Here is a 17,163-nt window from a genome sequence, read left to right as displayed (position 1 = left end):
TCAGAGCGGCTGCCCCATCAATTCGCGTGCAATAATTCGTACGACGGGGCGCGCCTCATCCACGCCCACTCCGGGCTGCAACCGCTGGTCGTACAGCATCGTCAGCAGTTTCTCGTCATGGCTAGTCAGCAGGGCAAACTCATCATCATCGTTGAAGATCGAAGGTCGTGCTGCTGGGCTATCATTGGACAGACCAAGCCCCTGAGCGATTTCTTCGTGAATACAGCTGCGGCGTACCAGATCCGTCAGTTCTGCCCGGATCAATGCAACCGCGCGCACATATTTGTAGGGTGACGCCTTGGTCGCAGATGCAAAGACGAGACAGTCGAAATTGGCGCGTGGGTTGGCGGCCAGATCCAGCGAGGCCTGGCTGATATTTGGGATCAACTGCTTCAGTCGCGACGCGACATAGGCGCTGTCGTCCTTGCCGGCGAAAAAGACATGGAAATTAGCGTTTCGCGACACAACCGAAATCGGGTGCTGGGTCAACGCGGCCAGGCGGTCTGTAAACAGCCGCACCTGCTTCGCATCCTGCGCTCGCGTTTCGGGCAGAACCGAGGGGCCGAACTCGGTCTGGATACGCACGGGGCCGGACCACCGGCTCAACTGCCCGTCCGTTTGCCGTGAGCCGATCGAGACGCTTTGTGTCGGATATTCGCTGTAGAACGCGATTGCTTCGAAGTTTCGGGCCAGATCATCGGCATCATAAGGTGTATCCGGTCCGCCGCCATCAGTGCGCAACAACCCACGAACCAGAAGGTCACGTTCAACACGCTGGTAGAACCGCGCCAGATCCTGACTGGCGGCAGAGGGTGGCACATAGGCATTAACTGCCGTAGGCGCAGGTTCCGGCCGGGGTTGCGGTGCAACAGTGGTCGTCAGGGTTTCATCGCAATTGGCCAGAGCCAAAACCGAAGTCATCCCCAACGCAAATTTCAGAGAGTTGAAGCGCCGCACGCCGATCCTGCCTTTAGCCGGGAACCGCCGTACCGGCATTGTCACCAGTCCCGTCCCGGCGCGCTTTGGCAGCGGACAGTGTGTCGCGCAGCTCGGTTTCCATCTTTTGCAATTCAACCTCAGCCGCAGCACGTTTGGCCTTGCCTTCATCTGCAATCGCCAGGCTTTCGTTGATGGTGCCGATCAGGTCAGCATTGGCCTGCTTGACCGCTTCGATGTCGAATACGCCGCGCTCCATCTCTTCGCGGATCATCTTGTTGGATTCGCGCAGATTGGCCGCATTCGAGGTCAGCAGTTCGTTTGTCAGATCGTTGGCGTCACGCACGGCTGCCGCAGCCTCGGCGCTGCGCTGGATGGTTACGGCTTGCGCCAGCTGGGTTTCCCACAGAGGCACCGTGTTCACCAGCGTCGAATTGATCTTGGTCACAAGCGACTTGTCGTTTTCCTGTACCAAACGGATCGATGGTAGCGACTGCATCGTGACCTGGCGCGTTAGCTTCAGGTCATGAACACGGCGTTCCAAATCGTCGCGCGCAGCACGTATGTCGCGCAGCTCCTGCGCTTTCATCACCTGTTCTTCTTCGGGTACTGCCTGAACTTCGGCTTCTTTCTCAGGGATGTCGTGGCTGTCCAACTCGGTCAGCTTTTCCTCGCCCGCCGCGATATACAGCGCCAGTTCGTCGTAGAAGTCCAACGTCTTTTCATACAGCAGATCCAGCGACTTGATGTCCTTTAGCAACGTATGCTCATGGCCCAGAAGATCGTCGGTGATACGGTCGATCTGATCCTGAACTTCTTCGTACTGAGCGGTGAATTTGGCAAAAGGTGCAGCCTTGCCAAGCAGTTTCTCCCACCAACTGCGTTCACGGCGCACGTCCAGTTCACTGACCGAGAATCCTCGGATCGTGGTCACGATGTTACGCAGGCTGTCGCCAGCCGGGCCCACATCCTTGTTGCGCACATCCGCCAGCATAGCCTGACTGATTTCCTGCAACTCTGCCTGTGCGGAGGAACCGAATGAAACGATGGAGTTGGTGTTATCCATGTCGATCTCATCCATCCGTTTGCGGATCTCAGCGCTGACGGGTTCTTCAGCCTCTTCCAGCGAAACGATCTCGCCCTGCGGTTCGGGCAGGGCAACTGCGGTAACCTCCTGCACCAGCGTTTCGGCCTGAACTGCCTTGTTCTTGATCTCTTCGGACATGGGGATGTTCCTCGCTCAAATAGTGGCCGGTCAGTCCAACCGGACGCCTTCGCGTTGCAGCCTTTCGCGCAACACATCAATTTCAACCGTCAGATCACTGCGGTCATCCAAAAGCATTTTGCGCGTGCGCGCGGCGAAATTCTGTTCCAGATCGTCCAGCAAAGCGGAGTAATCCGCAAGCGCCTGCGCGTCGCGGGTGCGGGCGTAGACGTCAGCAAACTTGACGGTCGCGTCACGTGCACCCTGCAGGTACACGGTCAGGTACTTTCTGGCACCGGCCAGATCGCGTGGGTCTTCCTCGACCGTGCGGAACAAGTCCCGCGCGGTGTCCTGAAACCGTTCCACGCGGGCTTCGACGCGGCGGTCGCCTGCGCGTTTGATCGCATCGGTCATCTCGGACAGATGCTTCTCGGCATCGTCGACAACGCGGGCTACGCGGTCTTGCTGAAAGGTGTCCACCCCTTCCATGCCTTTGTCTTTCATCGGATCAATTCCGAAAGAGACTGAGTGTAAAACGGTTGCCGCAATACCGAACAGCACCGGGGCCAACAGGCCGGCTTGTGCGGCGGTTTCTGCATCCAGAAGTTCAGTCCTGTAAGTGGCAAGCCCTGCACCCAGACCTGTCAGAAAGCTTGCAAATATCTTACGCGGAAAAGCAGGCCGACGGGCGGTTTTTCGGGCGTTGTACGCCGCCTCGGCCCGCAACCCTTCACGCAGTAAAAACGCAGCCGCTGTTAGAATACCAGCCGCGACCAACCCGATGGTCATGCCAATCGCGCCATCGTTCAGGGACAAAAACACCAAAGGGATGGCCGGAAGAAATAGCAGATTTGCCCGGGCACCAGCCGGTTCAATCCGCGCGCCATCGAACTGCCCCCTTGGCAGAGGAGTATTGTCCGACGCGTCCCCTTGTGGGCTATACTTGCCGCCAAACCGCTTTGCCATGGTTTACAGACCCCCAAGCAGTCCGGTGCAGACACCAATCAACAGCAGCAACAAGACAGCGTAGGCCAGTTTTTGCACTCCGCTTCCGGACATCACATCCCCCAATAGCAACTTCCACTGAAAATTTAGGGGATGCGCGGGCTTAGCGCTAGGGGGAAGGTTGCCAAACCCGCGTCACTTGCGAGGTTTCTTGCCGATTGGGGGGCGTTTTCGTTGTGGTCGCGACGGACGATTGGGTGTCGCATCGGGTGTCGCATCTGAATCCAGTCCAAGTTGATCGCGCATCACACGGCGACGGACCTCTTCGACCTCGCCCTGTTTCAGATCGCCCAGTTGGAACGGTCCGTAGGACACGCGCAACAGGCGGTTCACCGTAAACCCGATGTCTTCTATCGCACGACGGATTTCGCGGTTCTTGCCTTCACGCAGACCAATGGTCAGCCAGGCATTTGCCCCTTGCTGGCGATCCAGCGCCACGGTCATTGGTTGAAACCGCTCGCCTTCGATGACAAGACCTTTGCGCAGCGGTTCGAAATTTTCGTCCTTGGGGCGGCCATTTATGCGAACACGGTATTTCCGCAACCAGCCGGTCGAGGGCAGCTCGAGCTTGCGTTTGATGCCACCGTCATTGGTCAGCAGCAACAAACCTTCAGAATTCAGGTCCAACCGACCGACGCTCATGACCCGTGGTATGTCGTCGGGCAGTTTGTCGAAAATCGTATCGCGCCCTTTTTCATCGCGAGTTGTTGTCACCAGCCCCGCAGGCTTGTGATACAGCCACAAGCGAGATGGTTCCGGTTCAGAGACCGGTTTGCCATCTACAACGATCTTGTCTTTTGCCGTCACGTTCAGGGCAGGGCTGTCGATGGTCTTGCCATTTACGGCCACGCGGCCTGCTTCGATCATGCGCTCAGCCTCGCGCCGCGATGCAATGCCAGCACGGGCCAGGACTTTGGCGATCCGGTCGCCGGGAGGAGGGGTCTTGTTCATGTCAGGCCCATAACGCATCCCGCGCGCTTGCGAAAGGCAGGTTTCTGATGCAGTCAGAGGCATGGTGTTCAAATCGCATATGGAACAGGCCCTGGCCGAGGCACGCGCGGCAGCGGATCGTGGCGAGGTACCGGTGGGGGCTGTTATTGTCGGCCCTGACGGAAGTGTTGTGGCGACAGCAGGGAACCGAACGCGCGAATTGAATGACCCAACTGCCCATGCTGAAATCCTGGTCTTGCGCGCGGCGTGTGCCAAGGCAGGGTCCGAACGGTTGCCAGAGCATGATCTCTATGTGACGTTGGAGCCCTGCGCCATGTGCGCTGCGGCCCTGGCAGCCGCGCGCATCCGGCGGATTTACTATGGGGCCGCAGATCCCAAATCCGGGGGTGTGGCCCATGGGGCGCGGGTGTTTTCACACTCGCAATCCCACCACGTGCCCGAAGTCTATGACGGGATCGCCAGTGAAGACGCTGCGGCCCTTCTGAAAGCCTTCTTCGAAGCCCGCCGCAAGGACGCGCCGGACTGATCCGCCGCGTTAACTCAGGCGGTGATGGCTTTCATAACCTCTGGTTCGATCACGTCGACCCCGGGAAGCCCATCAATCAGAGCCTGTGCGCACTGTTCAAGAATTGGGAAGGTCTTGTAATGACACGGAATAACCGTCTTGAAGTTGAAATACCGATTGGCTGCATAGGCGGTGGCTTTCATGTCCATGGTGAAATGTCCACCAGCCGACAGGATGCCGATATCGGGTTTGTAGTAATCCCCCATCCAGTCCATATCGGCCATGATGTCAGTGTCGCCAGAAACGTAAAGCACTTTTCCCTCAGCCGCGATCATGAAACCGACTTCGCTACCGCCGGTGCGCAGACCGTCGGGGGTTGAGAAGGTCGAGCTGTGAGAGGCCGGGACCATTGTCACCTTGACCCCTTTCAGATCGACAGTGCCGCCTTTGTTGAAGCCGATGGTTTCAATGCCTTCCGCTTCACTCCAAAATCCCATCAAGTCGTATTGACCAACAACTGGGATTTTCAGGTGCTTGGCCAGCGGCAGAACATCAGCGACATGGTCAAAATGTGTATGGGTCAGAAGGATATGGGTTGCACCGTCCAGCGCTGCATCATGCTGTTCTTCGGGCAAAACCGGGTTGCCGGTCAGCCACGGATCAATCAACAGAACCTGCCCCTGCGTTTCGATGCGGAAACTGCCATGGCCCAACCAGACAATATTCATAAATTATTTCCTCCTGAACATACTATTGGCATCAACCTAGCATCGGCTATGTAAAATTTCATGGACTGGATTCGAGAAATTGACGGATATTGCGAACGCTTGTCGCCGGACTATTGGGCCGAGCCAATCAATGCGGCCACAAATGCGGCCTTTCTGATTTCTGCTTGGATCATGTGGCGACGGGCGCGCGATCAGGACATGCCACTGGCCATGGTTCTGGTTGCGCTTTTGGCGATGATCGGGATTGGCAGCTATCTGTTCCACACACATGCGCAGGTCTGGGCGGCCTTGGCAGATGTGGTGCCGATCATTCTGTTCATTCTGGTCTATATCTTTGCAGTGAACAGGGACATCTGGCGGATGTCTTCGGTGTTTGCATTTGGGGGAACGTTGCTCTTTTTTCCCTATGCTGCTGCAACCGTTCCGCTGTTTCAGCTTGTTCCGGGGCTTGGCGGATCAGCGGCTTATGCGCCGGTCCCGTTGTTGATCCTGATTTATGCGGCCCTGTTGCGGGGTCGTGATCCGATCTTGGCCAAAAGGATGGCAATCGGAGCGGTGATTCTGATTCTTTCGATCACGTTCCGTGCGCTCGACTTGCCTGTTTGTGGAGAATGGCCGCTGGGTACGCATTTCATGTGGCACATCCTGAATGCCATCATGCTGGGCTGGATGATCGAGGTGTACCGCGCAGCGATGATACGGGGTCGCTTTTCAACAGGCTTCGGGTCGTGAGGACGCCGCGGGATGAACCATTTCTGATCATCCCAGAGAAACGCAATTGAGGTTCTCAAACCGCGCCGGTCCTGACTTAATCCTGAAAGGCCGCTGCCAGATGGTTAGGCAAGTCAAACTCAGCCAAAACCCGCGCGCGGCCCGCTGATGACATCTTGCGGGCGGTCTTTTCGACAATACTCTGGATTTTTTCAGCTGAATGCTTCGCGGCAAAGGGTAGGAAATACCATTTCAGGAATACAAAGCAGATCACATCTTCCAACGCCTGCACCTCTTCATCGCGCTTGATTCCCTGCTTGCGCAACATACGTCCTGCGGCCTCGACCTGCTCTGCGTCATAGCCTTCACGGGTCATCAGGCCAGTGACCACTTCGGCATGGTGCACGGCCTGCGCTTTGCGCCATGCCAGATAACCTGCCCGACCTTCGGGGTACTCACTGCGGGCCAGTTTCCACCGCTCTACATGCTGACCACGCGCCGCAATCTGTAGGACGTCAGAGGCGTTCGGGACCAAACGGTCCAACTCAGCGGTCATGCGTTCACCGTAAAGCAGCGCTTCGGGTCGGTCGTCGTCTAGGTTGGGGTCATGTGCATTGGCTGCATCAATTGCGTCCAGAACCGCTTGTTTTTGCGCGCTCATGTCTTGCTCCACTGGCTTGCCTGCGCCACGAGAGACCCGCGGCCGTCTTGGATATCGTTGCTCATGCTAGCGGCTTGCCGTGGGATGTGCATCCTCGAAAATGCAAAATGGCCGGGTCAGAGAGGGGAAGTCCGACCCGGCCGGGACCTGCGCTTTATTTGGCAGGTTTAACCTGATCCTGCGTGACCGGTTCCGCGACAGGGGACGGGAAGGTCAACGTGCGTGTCAGGTTGTTTGTGCCGATACCCAAAGCCATTGCCGGTGCGGCCAAAAACGTGGCGGACAAGACTGCGGCTGTCATCAGGGGTTTCATGTTTTCTCTCCGGTTTGCGTTATGTCGCATAATTAAAATGAACTGTACAGTACAGTTTTCAAGTTCCAAAATGAACTAAACAGTTTACTATTTCGCATATCCCTCATTCAGTTTTGAATAGCAGGTGACAGACCCGGAATTTGAAACACTGGCCTACCAGTGGCGCAGTGGTCTTGCGACTGCCGCGACAGACGGGTAAACGCCCCATAACGTAGATGAGGGAAGCCGATGTCGATTGACCAAAGCACCGCCGCCAAAGTGGCCAAACTGGCCCGGATCAAGGTCGAGGATGACGCGCTGCCGGCGCTGGCATCCGAGTTCAACACCATCCTTGGGTTCATCGAGCAACTGAACGAAGTGGATGTCGAAGGCGTTGAGCCGATGGTTTCGGTCGAGCCGATGCGCCTGAAGCGTCGTCAGGACGAGGTCACCGACGGCAACCAGCAGGACAAGGTTCTGGCGAACGCGCCCGACGCGCGCGAGGGCTTTTTCGCAGTCCCCAAAGTGGTGGAGTAAGACATGAGCGATCTGAACAAACTTGGCCTGGCCGAGGCCCGCGACGCCCTGCGTGCCGGCGACGTCACTTCTGTCGAACTGACCGAATCCTGCCTGAAGGCCATTGATGAGGCCGACGCGCTGAACGCTTTTGTGCATAAGACGCCCGAAATCGCGCTGGAGCGTGCGAAGGCAGCGGACGAGCGGATCAAGGGCGGCGACGCGCCGTCAATGTGTGGTCTGCCCATTGGTATCAAGGATCTGTTTTGCACCAAGGGCGTGCCGTCGCAAGCCGCATCGGGCATTCTTGAAGGCTTTAAGCCTGAATACGAATCTACTGTGTCGCAGCAATTGGCCGATGCCGGTGCGGTGATGTTGGGCAAGCTGAACATGGACGAATTCGCCATGGGATCGTCCAATGAAACCTCGGTCTATGGTAATGCGGTCAGCCCGTGGCGCCGCGGCAATGATGATGCGCAACTGACACCGGGTGGTTCGTCGGGCGGATCTGCATCCGCTGTGGCCGCTGACTTGTGCCTTGCGGCGACGGGCACCGATACAGGCGGCTCCATCCGCCAACCTGCCGCTTTTGTCGGCATCACCGGCATCAAGCCGACCTATGGCCGCTGCTCGCGCTGGGGCATCGTGGCATTCGCATCTTCGCTGGATCAGGCCGGTCCGATGACAAAGAACGTCCGCGACGCAGCGATCATGCTCGAAACCATGTGCGGCCATGACGCCAAAGATTCGACGAGTGCCGAGCTGGCCGTCCCGAATTTCGAGGCGATGCTGACCGGTGATATCAAGGGCAAGAAGATCGGTATCCCCAAGGAATACCGCATGGACGGTATGCCTGCCGAGATCGAAAAGCTCTGGGCCGATGGTGCCGCGATGCTGAAAGCCGCGGGTGCCGAGATCGTCGATATCTCGCTGCCGCACACCAAATACGCGCTGCCTGCGTACTACGTGATTGCTCCGGCCGAGGCGTCCTCGAACCTCGCTCGCTACGACGGTGTTCGCTATGGTCACCGCGCGCAGCTGGCGCAAGGCGACGGCATCACTGAGATGTACGAAAAAACCCGCGCCGAAGGCTTCGGCCACGAAGTGCAGCGTCGCGTAATGATTGGCACCTATGTGCTGTCGGCAGGTTTCTACGATGCCTATTATAACCGTGCACGCCGGGTGCGGACGCTGATCAAGAAAGACTTCGAGGATGTATTCGCGGCGGGCGTCGATGCGATCCTGACCCCGGCAACCCCCTCGGCGGCCTTTGGTCTTGGCGAAATGACCGAGGCGGATCCCGTTCAAATGTATTTGAACGATGTCTTCACGGTGACTGTGAACCTGGCTGGTTTGCCCGGTATCTCGGTCCCCGCAGGGCTGGATGCACAGGGTCTTCCGCTGGGTCTGCAGCTGATCGGACGTCCGTGGGAAGAGGGTGATCTGCTCAACACCGCCTATGCGCTGGAAAACGCGGCCGGTTTTGTGGCCAAGCCCGGGAAATGGTGGTAAGCCTCGGGCAACTGAAGCACTAGACACGGAGCCAATGATGCGCGTTTTGCTTTCGGTCCCCGCCCTGACGCTGGTTGTGGCCTGCACGGATGTTGCGCCGCTAACCAGCACCGGTTTCAATACGCCTGAGTATCAGGCGCAGCGCGAGGCGCAATTGGCCGGGCAGGGCGCAGTGGGCAACCCACTTCTGGCTCCTGTCGATGTGTCGCAGCAGCCGCTGGGCGCGCCAGGTTCGACAGGTGTCGCAACCGGTGAAAACGCCGACATTGCCAATCAAGCCGCAGCAGCCCTTGCCGGTACGTCTGGACAAAGCTCTGCAGGCGTGTCCACAGCACCTGCATCAAACAATGGCGCAATTTCCGACGAACAGGATTTCGCGGCTGTGTCTGAGCGGCGCAGCATCGAATCCGACGCCGCGCGGATCGAGCAAAACCGCCAAACCTACGATGTTGTGGCCCCGACCGCCGTGCCCGAGCGCAGCGCAGGCGGTCAGCCCAACATCGTGCAATACGCGCTCAGCACCTCGAACCCGGTCGGCACGCAACTCTACAGCCGCGCAGGCTTTAACCTTCAAGCCAAGGCACAGCGGAACTGCGCACAATTCCCATCGCCGGATCAGGCGCAGATCGAGTTTCTGTCCAATGGCGGCCCGCAGCGCGACCGCAAGGGTCTGGACCCGGACGGGGATGGCTATGCCTGCGGCTGGGATCCCAGCCCGTTCCGCAGTGCCGTCAACAACTGAACTCTCACCCATTTGGCATCCGTCGCCCAATTTCAGTGAGCGCAGGGATGGGCTGACGCCGAGTTTGGTCGTGATCCATTACACGGCCATGAATAGCGCGAAAGCGGCGTTGGATCGTTTGTGCGATCCGGCTTCCGAGGTTTCGGCCCATTTCCTGATCGGTGGTGATGGCACCCTTTGGCAAATGGTGCGTGAAGAAGACCGCGCCTGGCATGCTGGGGCAGGGGAGTGGGAAGGTCAAACCGACATTAACTCGCGGTCGGTCGGGATCGAATTGGACAGCACTGGATCGCATCCCTTTTCCGAACCGCAAATGTCGACCCTCGAAGCGCTCCTGCCTCGGATTATGAAAAGCTGGTCCATCCCGGCATCGGGCGTGATCGGCCATTCCGACATGGCGCCCGGCCGCAAATCAGATCCCGGGCCCCACTTCGATTGGCAAAGGCTCGAGCGGCAAGCTTTGGCTAAACCTCGCGCGCCGGTCACCGCGTCAGCCACACCAAGCCCGGAGGCATTCCGCGCCGCCGCGCGAAGGGCAGGTTTCACTGCTCCCGTGGATGATACCCAACTGCTGGCCGCCGTCCGGCTGCGATTTCGTCCCTGGGCACAAGGCCCACTGGAAACAGGGGATCTGAATGCGCTCATCCCGCCCGGCACAATAACCTGATCTGCGCTTCATCGGGCTAATAATACCTCGGGGTTGAATTGGCCGCAGGCCAGGAAGGGGGTGGCCCAATTCCCCGCTTTCCACTCTTGACGCCGCATGGCGCACAGCCTACCCATCCCCGGCGCGGAGGGCCGGATGGCCGCTGGGGTCGCAAGGCCCGAGAGGAAAGTCCGGACTCCACAAGACAACGGTGCCGGGTAACGCCCGGGCGGGGCAACCCGACGGAAAGCGCCACAGAAATCAGACCGCCCAGGACTTCGGTCCGGGGTAAGGGTGAAACGGTGGGGTAAGAGCCCACCGCGCCTCTGGCAACAGGGGCGGCACGGCAAGCCCCACCGGGAGCAATGCCAAATAGGGTCCCCGCGCGGGCCGGTCGGCGCAAGCCGATACCGCCGCTAAGCGCGTCTTGGCCGAGAGGGACCGGGTTGGCAGCTTGAGCCGCGCAGCAATGCGCGGCCTAGAGGAATGGTCATCGAAGGGGGCAACCCCGGAACAAGATCCGGCTTACAGGCCCTCCGCGCGTATTCTCTTAGCCTCCGGGCGGCGTATAAGCCCCCGTTAGCCGGGCCGCTTTTTCGGTGACCGAGACGAACTCGTCTGCCGTCCAGGCGCGAACTGTCTCGATATTCGTCACCGCACCCGACGCGGCAACGGCCATGCCAACAGCGACCGCATCGGTTCCATCGGGGGCTTCGCTGATCACAACGACATCGTTGCCGCCAGTGGTCATGTAAAACGACAACAGCCTGCCGCCGACTTTGTCGAGCAGGGCTTTTACCGGACCGGTGCGGTTCTCGGGCTTCTGCAACATGCCTTTGACGCCAGCTTGCGAGTAAGTTGCGTATGTAATGAAAATGGGCATTGAAACCTCCGTTTTGTGACAATCAATCGGGGCCATTGCATCGGCTGGTCCCGGGGCCGATTGGTGTCAGCCGCCGGTAAGAAACGGGGCTGCGATCAACCAAGTACCTGCGCCGATCAGCGCCACACCCGAGACCGGAACCAGCCAGCGGGCCGTTGGCAGAAGTTTTTCAAGCGCAACGTAAGCGGCGATACCGACGATCCAATAGAGGTTCATGATACCGCCGACGAAAAGCAGCAGCATCAGCGCCCAGCAGCATCCGAGGCAATATGTGCCATGCAAGCCACCTGTTCTGAACGCCCCCCAAAGACCGGGATGGTTGTGGTCCGCCAAGAACCGGGCGGGGCTTTGGCAATGGCGCAGACACGCCGTTTTCAATTCTGAAAACTGGTAGATGCCCGCAGCTAACAGAACGGATCCAGCAAAAATGCCAGACCGGACCGTCATCATCGGCCCGTCAGACAGTCCAATGTGCTCTAACCCCCATTGCAAAGCGGTTGCGGTAAGACTGAATGCCCCCCACGCCACCAGATAGCCCGACAGAAAGCTCAGACTGTACGTCGCGGTGCGCTCCTTGTCTGGACCTAAGCGCTTGAGTGCGGTGAACAAAAGTACAGCAGGCGTAGCGCTTGGGGTCATCATCGCGATCATCATGACCCACCACATGAAAAAGATCAGCAGGGCATAACCGGTGCTCCAGGCCATGGCAGAACCCATGTTCATTGGCTTGCCTATCGGGCCAGCCATCCGCGTCATCTCAACTGCGGACATGTTCATCCCAACCCCGGCGACCGTGTACCATGCGGTACACAGAACGATCAAAAAAACACTGCCTAAAACGATCACAGTGTCCTGTCGTAACAGCCGCTCAACAGCGCCGGCTTGAAGTGATGATTTCTGCTTGGTCATGAGACATCCTAGGCTATGCGCCCAAAACGCCGTGGCCCGAGATGTTTAGATGCGCCAGATGGGCGTGAGTGGTATCAAAGGTGAGGCTGATCTTGCTGCCGGTGGTTTTTGCACTGCCCGAGGCAGCCTCGGCATGGCGATACTCAAACCCGTTTGGCAACTGGATCGATGCCCGATGGGGCGCGCCAGAGACGATATGGGGAATCGGTTTGACCTCGACGTCGAAAACACCCGTGACCTTGGCATATCCACTACGATCTTCGCGGCTCCAGTCCAGCTCGATCGGAACGAATAGTGTTTCATGCTTGGTCGGAGCCATCGCGCTGAAGACGTACCAGAACGTGGCCATTTCGTCAGTGTCTTGCCCGGTCATGACGGCCTGCAATGCGGCCCGCTGATCTTCCGAGGCGCTTTCATCGATGATCAGTTGCATCTGACCATTGCCTTCATGAATTGGGCCTGGCCAGTAGTAAACACCTGCCGCCCGAAGGCCGCCCAGATCGGTGTCGCCATAGTGGCCGCTATGGATGTCGAAGACGACAACCGCTTCGCAATTGCCATGAGACGGCAGAACGCTGAACTGGCAAGGACAGCCGAAGTTGCAGTTGCAATTGGCCAGTTCCTCGGCCTGAATAACCCATTCTGTCATGATAGCCCCCCAAGAAAAGTCGCATTAAACAACTCTGCTCGACACAGGTCGGCCCTGTTTTTGCTGCCTCGGCTTACGAGCCTGAACTTGGCTTCTTGGATGCGAGTACGTATCACGAATCCTTGATATGTACAAACATGACAGCAGATTAAACGTGCCAAACAGATGTTGTTTGAGCATTAATCGCGTTGGGGTTGAACGCCGTATTCGCTTATACATTCTGCTGCTAGACTCGCCGCGTAGATTTGAAGAACCGGGAGGATAGTTATGAGCTTTATGAAAACACTGGCGTCTGTGGCCATTGGTTTTGCAGCTGCAAAGGGCATGGACAAGTATCAAAAGATGGGTGGAATGGCTGGCCTGCAGGATATGATGCAGGGCGGTGGTTTTGGTATGGACCAGCTTGGCAAGATGGCCGAGCAGTTTGGTTTGCCCGGCGGTGCTGCTGGCCTTCAGGACATGATGGGCAAGATGGGGCTTGGCGGCAACGCCGCCGGGGCCGCCGGGTTGGGCGGGTTGTTGAATGCCATGCAAGGGGCAGCCAAAACTGCCAATCAACAGGCCGGTGATATGATGGAAACCGTTTTCAGTGGCACACCCGCAGGCGCAGCGATGGAAGAGCAGGCAAAGCTTATGCTGCGGGCTATGATCCAGGCGGCCAAGGCGGATGGCGAACTGGATGAACAGGAACAAGAGATCATTCTGGGAGAGCTGGGCGACGACGTCACTGATGAGGAGCGTGCTTTTGTGCAAGAGCAGTTGAACGCACCGATTGACGTGATGGGATTGGCGGCTGATTCTGGTGCGCCGCTCAAAATACAGATCTACGCTACATCTCTGGCAGCCATCCGTCTGGACAACACGCGCGAGGCGTCCTATTTGCGGCAATTGTCCACTGCGCTGGGCCTCTCAGACGCGGAAAGAGACCAGATTCACACCTATATGGGGGCCCCAACCCTGCCGGATTAAGTTCGGTCGGGATTCCTGTGGCAGGATGGGCCGATTGGTCTTGACATAGGCGGTGCAGCGCGTAAAAGCGCACGCTCATAGGAATTCAACCGAAAGGCCCCTGCCTTTCCGGACGCAGGAGATAACCATGGCGAAGCCGACGACAATCAAGATCCGTCTGAACTCGACCGCGGGCACGGGCCACTTCTACGTGACCAAAAAGAACGCGCGCACCATGACCGAGAAAATGACCATTCGTAAATACGATCCGGTCGTTCGTAAGCATGTCGAGTACAAGGAAGGCAAGATCAAGTAATCTGCCGTTCCGCGTGAACAATTTGAAAGGGGCTCTGTTTTTCAGGGCCTCTTTTTTTGTGCGAGAAAGCCCCTAATCAAAAGGGCAGGGGCGCACATAACTGCCAGGGTCCGTTGCAGCCGCGCATCAGCGACCAGAGCAATCGCATTGCCTGTGGCTTGCTTTTTGCGGTGCCCAGCAAGTACGGTTCAGCAAACCGCCACAAAATGTTGAGCGCCATGAAAAAAATCTTGTTATCCACAATTGCTGTCCTGACCCTTGCGGCCTGCGATGACCCGTTCAACCGCGAAGGCGTCGGGTTCACTGGAATCGATGGTGAACCGCGCACGATTTCCGATGTGCCCGGTGCCGTCGCCTTTTTGCCAGACGCGACCAACGTGCCTGCGGAACTGGCAGAGTTTCCGACTGTGACGCTGCTGGTGGATGAAACCGATCCGTCCAAAGTGGCGTCAGTGGCAATCGACAATGGTGGGCAGACGCCAAATTCTGCTGTTCAATTGGAAGGAAGCGACAGGGACCTGTTCCTCAGCACCGTCAGTGTCAATGGCACACTGTTTGGCGTGTTGCGTACATCAAGCAACAGCGCGAAGGTTGAAAATTCGATAGGGGTCGGTTTTGCGGAAGAGACCGAACGATTCACCGGATGCCTGCCAGCGGGCGGCGTGTTCCGAAAAGGTACATCCGAGCGGAGTTCTGGCTTTGCCATTCCACTGAATTGTAGCTGATCGGATTTTGATCCAGATAAAAAAACCCCGCCTGAACGGCGGGGTTTTTTGTTTCTCCGCAAACCAGACATGGCTGTTGAAGCAAAGAAAAGGGCCGGTGATTAACCGGCCCTTTCATCATTGTCTTGCAGCAGGCGCTATTCCTGTTGCCCCATGAACATCAACAGGAACTGGAACATGTTCAGGAATGAGATGTACAGGCTCAGCGCGCCGTCAAAGGCCGCCTTGTCCAGCCATTCCTGATCGCCATGCGCAGCATGTGCGACATAGGTGTTCTTGATGTCCTGCGTGTAGAAGGCAGTCAGACCGGCAAAGATCAGGATGCCGATGGCGGAAATGGCCATCATCATGACGCCAGACTGCAGAAACAGGTTGATGATCATTGCAACCAGAAGCCCAATCACACCCATCATCAGGAAGGTGCCCATACCGCTGAGGTTACGCTTGGTGGTGTAACCGTACAGGCTCAGGCCGGCAAAGGCGATCGCGGTCACCAGGAAAGTCTGAGCAATCGAGTAGGGCGTGAAGACCATGAAGATCGAGCTCATGGATACGCCCATAACGGCGGCAAAGACAAAGAAGCCAAGCTGAACTGTCGCGGCTGAACCACGGCGCATCAGAGCACCCCAGCCAAAGAGGATAAAGGCCAGAGGGGCGAACATGACCACCCACTTCAGCGGCGACAGGAACAGTGCACCACCCAGGCTGGTCAGATAGCGATCAGCGCCAATTTGTGCGACCGCGTTGCTTGGATCACTGGTGACAGCCAGACCGGCAATCGCCCATGCCGCCAATGCTGTGATCAGCATGCCGATGGACATTGTGCCGTAGACTTTGTTCATGTGGGCGCGCAGGCCCTGATCAATCTCGGCGGCGCGCGCGCCGGATACCGTCCGGATCGTGTCGAATTGTGCCATCAAAGGGTCTCCCTATTCATCGAGTTAATACGCCCCGGCGATGCGGGGCGGTTTTCTCTCTAAATATCGGCAACTAGTGGCTGTGTTTCAAGAGATTCCGACCGAAAACCGACTAAAACACGCAACAAATTCTGCGGCAGGTGACTCTTGGCCGCCCGCCGCCGCAAAAAAATGTGTGTTTTGCAGTTACCTTTTCCAGTAACCGGGAGCATCCCAGAGGAATCGCTCTGCCTCAGCAGAGGCTTCAGTGCGTGTCACGCCGATATCTTCAAGGGCTGCATCGTCCAGCTGAGCCAGCTTGCGTCGCTGCCGCATCAGTTCGATTGCCTGAAAGATCAGCGACGCCAGAGACCGGTTGGCGGGTTTGCAAGGTGTGTGCAATGCAATTTGGGTCATGATCTTTGTCCTTTCCAGATTTTTCGATGATTTCCGCTTCAGTCATCAACTTCCTTGATCGATATGGGGCAATGTGGCATATTTTAAAAACGAATATTTTTGATGGTATGTATAAGGAAACGTGAAGTTGCGAAATTTGGATATAACCACCCTTCGCTCTTTTGTGGCTGTGGCGGATCAAGGCGGTGTCACGCGCGCCGCCGGGTTTCTGCATCTGACGCAATCCGCCGTCTCCATGCAGTTGAAGAGGTTGGAGGAACTGTTGGGTCTGGAATTGCTGGATCGCAGTGGTCGGACCATTGCGCTGACGGCTTCAGGCGAGCAATTGCTGGCCTACGCCCGCCGTATGATCGCGTTAAACGACGAGGTGATCGGGCGCCTGACAGACCAGGCATTTGAAGGCGAGGTGGTGCTGGGTGTGCCGCATGACATCGTTTATCCAGCGATTCCCCGGGTGCTGCAGCGGTTCAATGCGGAATTTCCACGCGTCCGCGTGCAATTGGTGTCGTCATATTCGCTTCAGCTCAAGGACATGTTCAAACGTGGTGAATGTGATGTGATCCTGACAACGGAACCGTCTTCGACTGTGGGGGCAGAGACCATCGCCGAGCTCCCTTTGCGTTGGATTGGCGCGCCGGGCGGAACTGCGTGGCGCAAAGAGCCGCTGCCTCTGGCACTTGGGCGTCGCTGCCTGTTCCGACCTCAGGTGATCTCGGCATTGGATGCGGCAGGAATTCCGTGGGAGTTGTCGGTTGAAACCGAAAACGATCGGACCATCGAAGCCACGGTCAGTGCGGACCTTGCTGTTCACGCCATGTTGGACGGAACCGAAGCCTCGCATCTTGAGCAAATCGATTCCGGTGGCGCGCTGCCAGAGCTGCCGGCCCATATGATCAACCTCTATGGTGGCGAGTCGGGTCGTGGCGCTGTTGTCGAGGCATTGGCGCAGTTGGTACGCCAGAATTTTCGGATGCTGGGTGGTGCGCCTCTGCGTGCGGTGGCGGGGTAACG

At 57.7% G+C, this 17,163-nt stretch carries 22 protein-coding genes and 1 other RNA gene; 11 read left to right on the top strand and 12 right to left on the bottom strand.

Annotated features, from left to right (window positions below; translation table 11 throughout):
- The 4 genes from ALB80_RS05160 to ALB80_RS05145 all read right to left on the bottom strand — a co-directional run bounded on the left by ALB80_RS05160 (position 1) and on the right by ALB80_RS05145 (position 4,096).
- On the bottom strand, positions 1-996 hold the full coding sequence (locus tag ALB80_RS05160; protein ID WP_253276821.1) for a DUF2927 domain-containing protein: 996 nt from the start codon (positions 994-996) through the stop codon (positions 1-3).
- Positions 971-2,161 (bottom strand): toxic anion resistance protein, encoded by a 1,191-nt coding sequence (locus ALB80_RS05155; RefSeq protein ID WP_050602939.1) that lies wholly within the window; start codon positions 2,159-2,161, stop codon positions 971-973. Before ALB80_RS05155 ends, ALB80_RS05160 begins: the two co-directional genes overlap by 26 nt.
- 30 nt (positions 2,162-2,191) lie before the next feature.
- Positions 2,192-3,106, bottom strand: coding sequence for a 5-bromo-4-chloroindolyl phosphate hydrolysis family protein (locus ALB80_RS05150; RefSeq protein ID WP_050602938.1), 915 nt, complete (start codon positions 3,104-3,106; stop codon positions 2,192-2,194).
- 174 nt (positions 3,107-3,280) lie between these two features.
- Positions 3,281-4,096 carry a pseudouridine synthase gene (locus ALB80_RS05145; protein ID WP_371255950.1) on the bottom strand — a complete coding sequence of 272 codons (816 nt, stop codon included), beginning with the start codon at positions 4,094-4,096 and terminating at the stop codon, positions 3,281-3,283.
- 61 nt (positions 4,097-4,157) lie between these two features.
- Here ALB80_RS05145 and ALB80_RS05140 point away from each other — a divergent pair, with 61 nt between their 5' ends.
- Positions 4,158-4,622: a nucleoside deaminase gene (locus ALB80_RS05140; RefSeq protein ID WP_050602936.1), complete on the top strand. Its 465-nt coding sequence runs from the start codon at positions 4,158-4,160 to the stop codon at positions 4,620-4,622.
- Positions 4,623-4,636: 14 nt separating this feature from the next.
- Here ALB80_RS05140 and ALB80_RS05135 read toward each other — a convergent pair whose 3' ends face one another.
- Entirely contained in the window at positions 4,637-5,329 is a 693-nt protein-coding gene (locus tag ALB80_RS05135; protein ID WP_050602935.1) for a metal-dependent hydrolase, read from the bottom strand.
- A gap of 60 nt (positions 5,330-5,389) precedes the next feature.
- Here ALB80_RS05135 and ALB80_RS05130 point away from each other — a divergent pair, with 60 nt between their 5' ends.
- On the top strand, positions 5,390-6,061 hold the full coding sequence (locus tag ALB80_RS05130) for a ceramidase domain-containing protein (RefSeq protein WP_050602934.1): 672 nt from the start codon (positions 5,390-5,392) through the stop codon (positions 6,059-6,061).
- 76 nt (positions 6,062-6,137) lie between these two features.
- Here ALB80_RS05130 and ALB80_RS05125 read toward each other — a convergent pair whose 3' ends face one another.
- The gene (locus tag ALB80_RS05125; RefSeq protein WP_050602933.1) at positions 6,138-6,701 is read right to left on the bottom strand and encodes a DUF4202 domain-containing protein; all 564 of its coding nucleotides are present in this window, start codon (positions 6,699-6,701) and stop codon (positions 6,138-6,140) included.
- Positions 6,702-6,855: 154 nt separating this feature from the next.
- A complete protein-coding gene (locus ALB80_RS22370) occupies positions 6,856-7,014 on the bottom strand; it encodes a hypothetical protein (RefSeq protein WP_172677857.1) in 159 nt (52 codons plus the stop codon).
- Positions 7,015-7,242: 228 nt separating this feature from the next.
- On the opposite strand from ALB80_RS22370, the gene gatC reads away from it, so the two are divergent.
- From gatC to rnpB, 5 genes are all read left to right on the top strand, one after another.
- Entirely contained in the window at positions 7,243-7,530 is a 288-nt protein-coding gene (gene gatC, locus ALB80_RS05120; RefSeq protein ID WP_050602932.1) for an Asp-tRNA(Asn)/Glu-tRNA(Gln) amidotransferase subunit GatC, read from the top strand.
- A gap of 3 nt (positions 7,531-7,533) precedes the next feature.
- Positions 7,534-9,021: an Asp-tRNA(Asn)/Glu-tRNA(Gln) amidotransferase subunit GatA gene (gene gatA / locus ALB80_RS05115; RefSeq protein ID WP_050602931.1), complete on the top strand. Its 1,488-nt coding sequence runs from the start codon at positions 7,534-7,536 to the stop codon at positions 9,019-9,021.
- 37 nt (positions 9,022-9,058) lie between these two features.
- Positions 9,059-9,763 (top strand): excalibur calcium-binding domain-containing protein, encoded by a 705-nt coding sequence (locus ALB80_RS05110; RefSeq protein WP_050603036.1) that lies wholly within the window; start codon positions 9,059-9,061, stop codon positions 9,761-9,763.
- Positions 9,714-10,430, top strand: a complete 717-nt coding sequence (locus tag ALB80_RS05105) for an N-acetylmuramoyl-L-alanine amidase (RefSeq protein WP_050602930.1) — start codon at positions 9,714-9,716, stop codon at positions 10,428-10,430. The genes ALB80_RS05110 and ALB80_RS05105 overlap by 50 nt, the downstream gene beginning before the upstream one ends.
- A 123-nt stretch (positions 10,431-10,553) precedes the next feature.
- Positions 10,554-10,953: RNase P RNA component class A (rnpB, locus tag ALB80_RS05480), an RNA gene on the top strand.
- A gap of 6 nt (positions 10,954-10,959) precedes the next feature.
- On the opposite strand, the gene ALB80_RS05100 is transcribed toward rnpB, so the two are convergent.
- From ALB80_RS05100 to ALB80_RS05090, 3 genes are all read right to left on the bottom strand, one after another.
- Entirely contained in the window at positions 10,960-11,292 is a 333-nt protein-coding gene (locus ALB80_RS05100; protein ID WP_050603035.1) for a GYD domain-containing protein, read from the bottom strand.
- A gap of 66 nt (positions 11,293-11,358) precedes the next feature.
- The gene (locus ALB80_RS05095; protein ID WP_050602929.1) at positions 11,359-12,201 is read right to left on the bottom strand and encodes a DUF2182 domain-containing protein; all 843 of its coding nucleotides are present in this window, start codon (positions 12,199-12,201) and stop codon (positions 11,359-11,361) included.
- Between the two features lie 13 nt (positions 12,202-12,214).
- Entirely contained in the window at positions 12,215-12,850 is a 636-nt protein-coding gene (locus ALB80_RS05090; RefSeq protein WP_050602928.1) for a DUF1326 domain-containing protein, read from the bottom strand.
- Positions 12,851-13,117: 267 nt separating this feature from the next.
- Here ALB80_RS05090 and ALB80_RS05085 point away from each other — a divergent pair, with 267 nt between their 5' ends.
- From ALB80_RS05085 to ALB80_RS05075, 3 genes are all read left to right on the top strand, one after another.
- Positions 13,118-13,819 (top strand): DUF533 domain-containing protein, encoded by a 702-nt coding sequence (locus ALB80_RS05085; protein WP_050602927.1) that lies wholly within the window; start codon positions 13,118-13,120, stop codon positions 13,817-13,819.
- Positions 13,820-13,946: 127 nt separating this feature from the next.
- A complete protein-coding gene (gene rpmG / locus ALB80_RS05080) occupies positions 13,947-14,114 on the top strand; it encodes a 50S ribosomal protein L33 (protein WP_037309480.1) in 168 nt (55 codons plus the stop codon).
- 218 nt (positions 14,115-14,332) lie between these two features.
- Complete coding sequence (locus ALB80_RS05075) at positions 14,333-14,839, top strand: hypothetical protein (RefSeq protein WP_172677856.1); 507 nt, start codon at positions 14,333-14,335, stop codon at positions 14,837-14,839.
- Between the two features lie 137 nt (positions 14,840-14,976).
- On the opposite strand, the gene ALB80_RS05070 is transcribed toward ALB80_RS05075, so the two are convergent.
- Positions 14,977-15,756 carry a Bax inhibitor-1/YccA family protein gene (locus ALB80_RS05070; protein WP_050602926.1) on the bottom strand — a complete coding sequence of 260 codons (780 nt, stop codon included), beginning with the start codon at positions 15,754-15,756 and terminating at the stop codon, positions 14,977-14,979.
- 186 nt (positions 15,757-15,942) lie between these two features.
- A complete protein-coding gene (locus tag ALB80_RS05065) occupies positions 15,943-16,152 on the bottom strand; it encodes a DUF1127 domain-containing protein (RefSeq protein ID WP_050602925.1) in 210 nt (69 codons plus the stop codon).
- A 127-nt stretch (positions 16,153-16,279) separates the two neighbouring features.
- On the opposite strand from ALB80_RS05065, the gene ALB80_RS05060 reads away from it, so the two are divergent.
- Positions 16,280-17,161: a LysR family transcriptional regulator gene (locus ALB80_RS05060; RefSeq protein WP_050602924.1), complete on the top strand. Its 882-nt coding sequence runs from the start codon at positions 16,280-16,282 to the stop codon at positions 17,159-17,161.
- Positions 17,162-17,163 lie beyond the last annotated feature (2 nt).

The organism is Ruegeria sp. 6PALISEP08, assembly GCF_001238295.1.
Taxonomy (GTDB): Bacteria; Pseudomonadota; Alphaproteobacteria; order Rhodobacterales; family Rhodobacteraceae; genus Ruegeria.
This window is presented reverse-complemented; position numbering and strand designations above follow the sequence as displayed.

Bases quoted from the DNA above. Each gene is read 5' to 3' on its own strand.
- ALB80_RS05130 (WP_050602934.1), top strand. From the start codon at position 5,390: ATGGACTGGATTCGAGAAATTGACGGATATTGCGAACGCTTGTCGCCG.
- ALB80_RS05135 (WP_050602935.1), bottom strand. From the start codon at position 5,329: ATGAATATTGTCTGGTTGGGCCATGGCAGTTTCCGCATCGAAACGCAG.
- ALB80_RS05075 (WP_172677856.1), top strand. From the start codon at position 14,333: ATGAAAAAAATCTTGTTATCCACAATTGCTGTCCTGACCCTTGCGGCC.
- gatC (WP_050602932.1), top strand. From the start codon at position 7,243: ATGTCGATTGACCAAAGCACCGCCGCCAAAGTGGCCAAACTGGCCCGG.
- ALB80_RS22370 (WP_172677857.1), bottom strand. From the start codon at position 7,014: ATGAAACCCCTGATGACAGCCGCAGTCTTGTCCGCCACGTTTTTGGCC.
- ALB80_RS05070 (WP_050602926.1), bottom strand. From the start codon at position 15,756: ATGGCACAATTCGACACGATCCGGACGGTATCCGGCGCGCGCGCCGCC.
- ALB80_RS05090 (WP_050602928.1), bottom strand. From the start codon at position 12,850: ATGACAGAATGGGTTATTCAGGCCGAGGAACTGGCCAATTGCAACTGC.
- gatA (WP_050602931.1), top strand. From the start codon at position 7,534: ATGAGCGATCTGAACAAACTTGGCCTGGCCGAGGCCCGCGACGCCCTG.
- ALB80_RS05145 (WP_371255950.1), bottom strand. From the start codon at position 4,096: ATGAACAAGACCCCTCCTCCCGGCGACCGGATCGCCAAAGTCCTGGCC.
- ALB80_RS05155 (WP_050602939.1), bottom strand. From the start codon at position 2,161: ATGTCCGAAGAGATCAAGAACAAGGCAGTTCAGGCCGAAACGCTGGTG.
- ALB80_RS05110 (WP_050603036.1), top strand. From the start codon at position 9,059: ATGCGCGTTTTGCTTTCGGTCCCCGCCCTGACGCTGGTTGTGGCCTGC.
- ALB80_RS05100 (WP_050603035.1), bottom strand. From the start codon at position 11,292: ATGCCCATTTTCATTACATACGCAACTTACTCGCAAGCTGGCGTCAAA.
- ALB80_RS05095 (WP_050602929.1), bottom strand. From the start codon at position 12,201: ATGACCAAGCAGAAATCATCACTTCAAGCCGGCGCTGTTGAGCGGCTG.
- ALB80_RS05065 (WP_050602925.1), bottom strand. From the start codon at position 16,152: ATGACCCAAATTGCATTGCACACACCTTGCAAACCCGCCAACCGGTCT.
- rpmG (WP_037309480.1), top strand. From the start codon at position 13,947: ATGGCGAAGCCGACGACAATCAAGATCCGTCTGAACTCGACCGCGGGC.
- ALB80_RS05125 (WP_050602933.1), bottom strand. From the start codon at position 6,701: ATGAGCGCGCAAAAACAAGCGGTTCTGGACGCAATTGATGCAGCCAAT.
- ALB80_RS05150 (WP_050602938.1), bottom strand. From the start codon at position 3,106: ATGGCAAAGCGGTTTGGCGGCAAGTATAGCCCACAAGGGGACGCGTCG.
- ALB80_RS05105 (WP_050602930.1), top strand. From the start codon at position 9,714: ATGCCTGCGGCTGGGATCCCAGCCCGTTCCGCAGTGCCGTCAACAACT.
- ALB80_RS05085 (WP_050602927.1), top strand. From the start codon at position 13,118: ATGAGCTTTATGAAAACACTGGCGTCTGTGGCCATTGGTTTTGCAGCT.
- ALB80_RS05140 (WP_050602936.1), top strand. From the start codon at position 4,158: ATGGTGTTCAAATCGCATATGGAACAGGCCCTGGCCGAGGCACGCGCG.
- ALB80_RS05160 (WP_253276821.1), bottom strand. From the start codon at position 996: ATGCCGGTACGGCGGTTCCCGGCTAAAGGCAGGATCGGCGTGCGGCGC.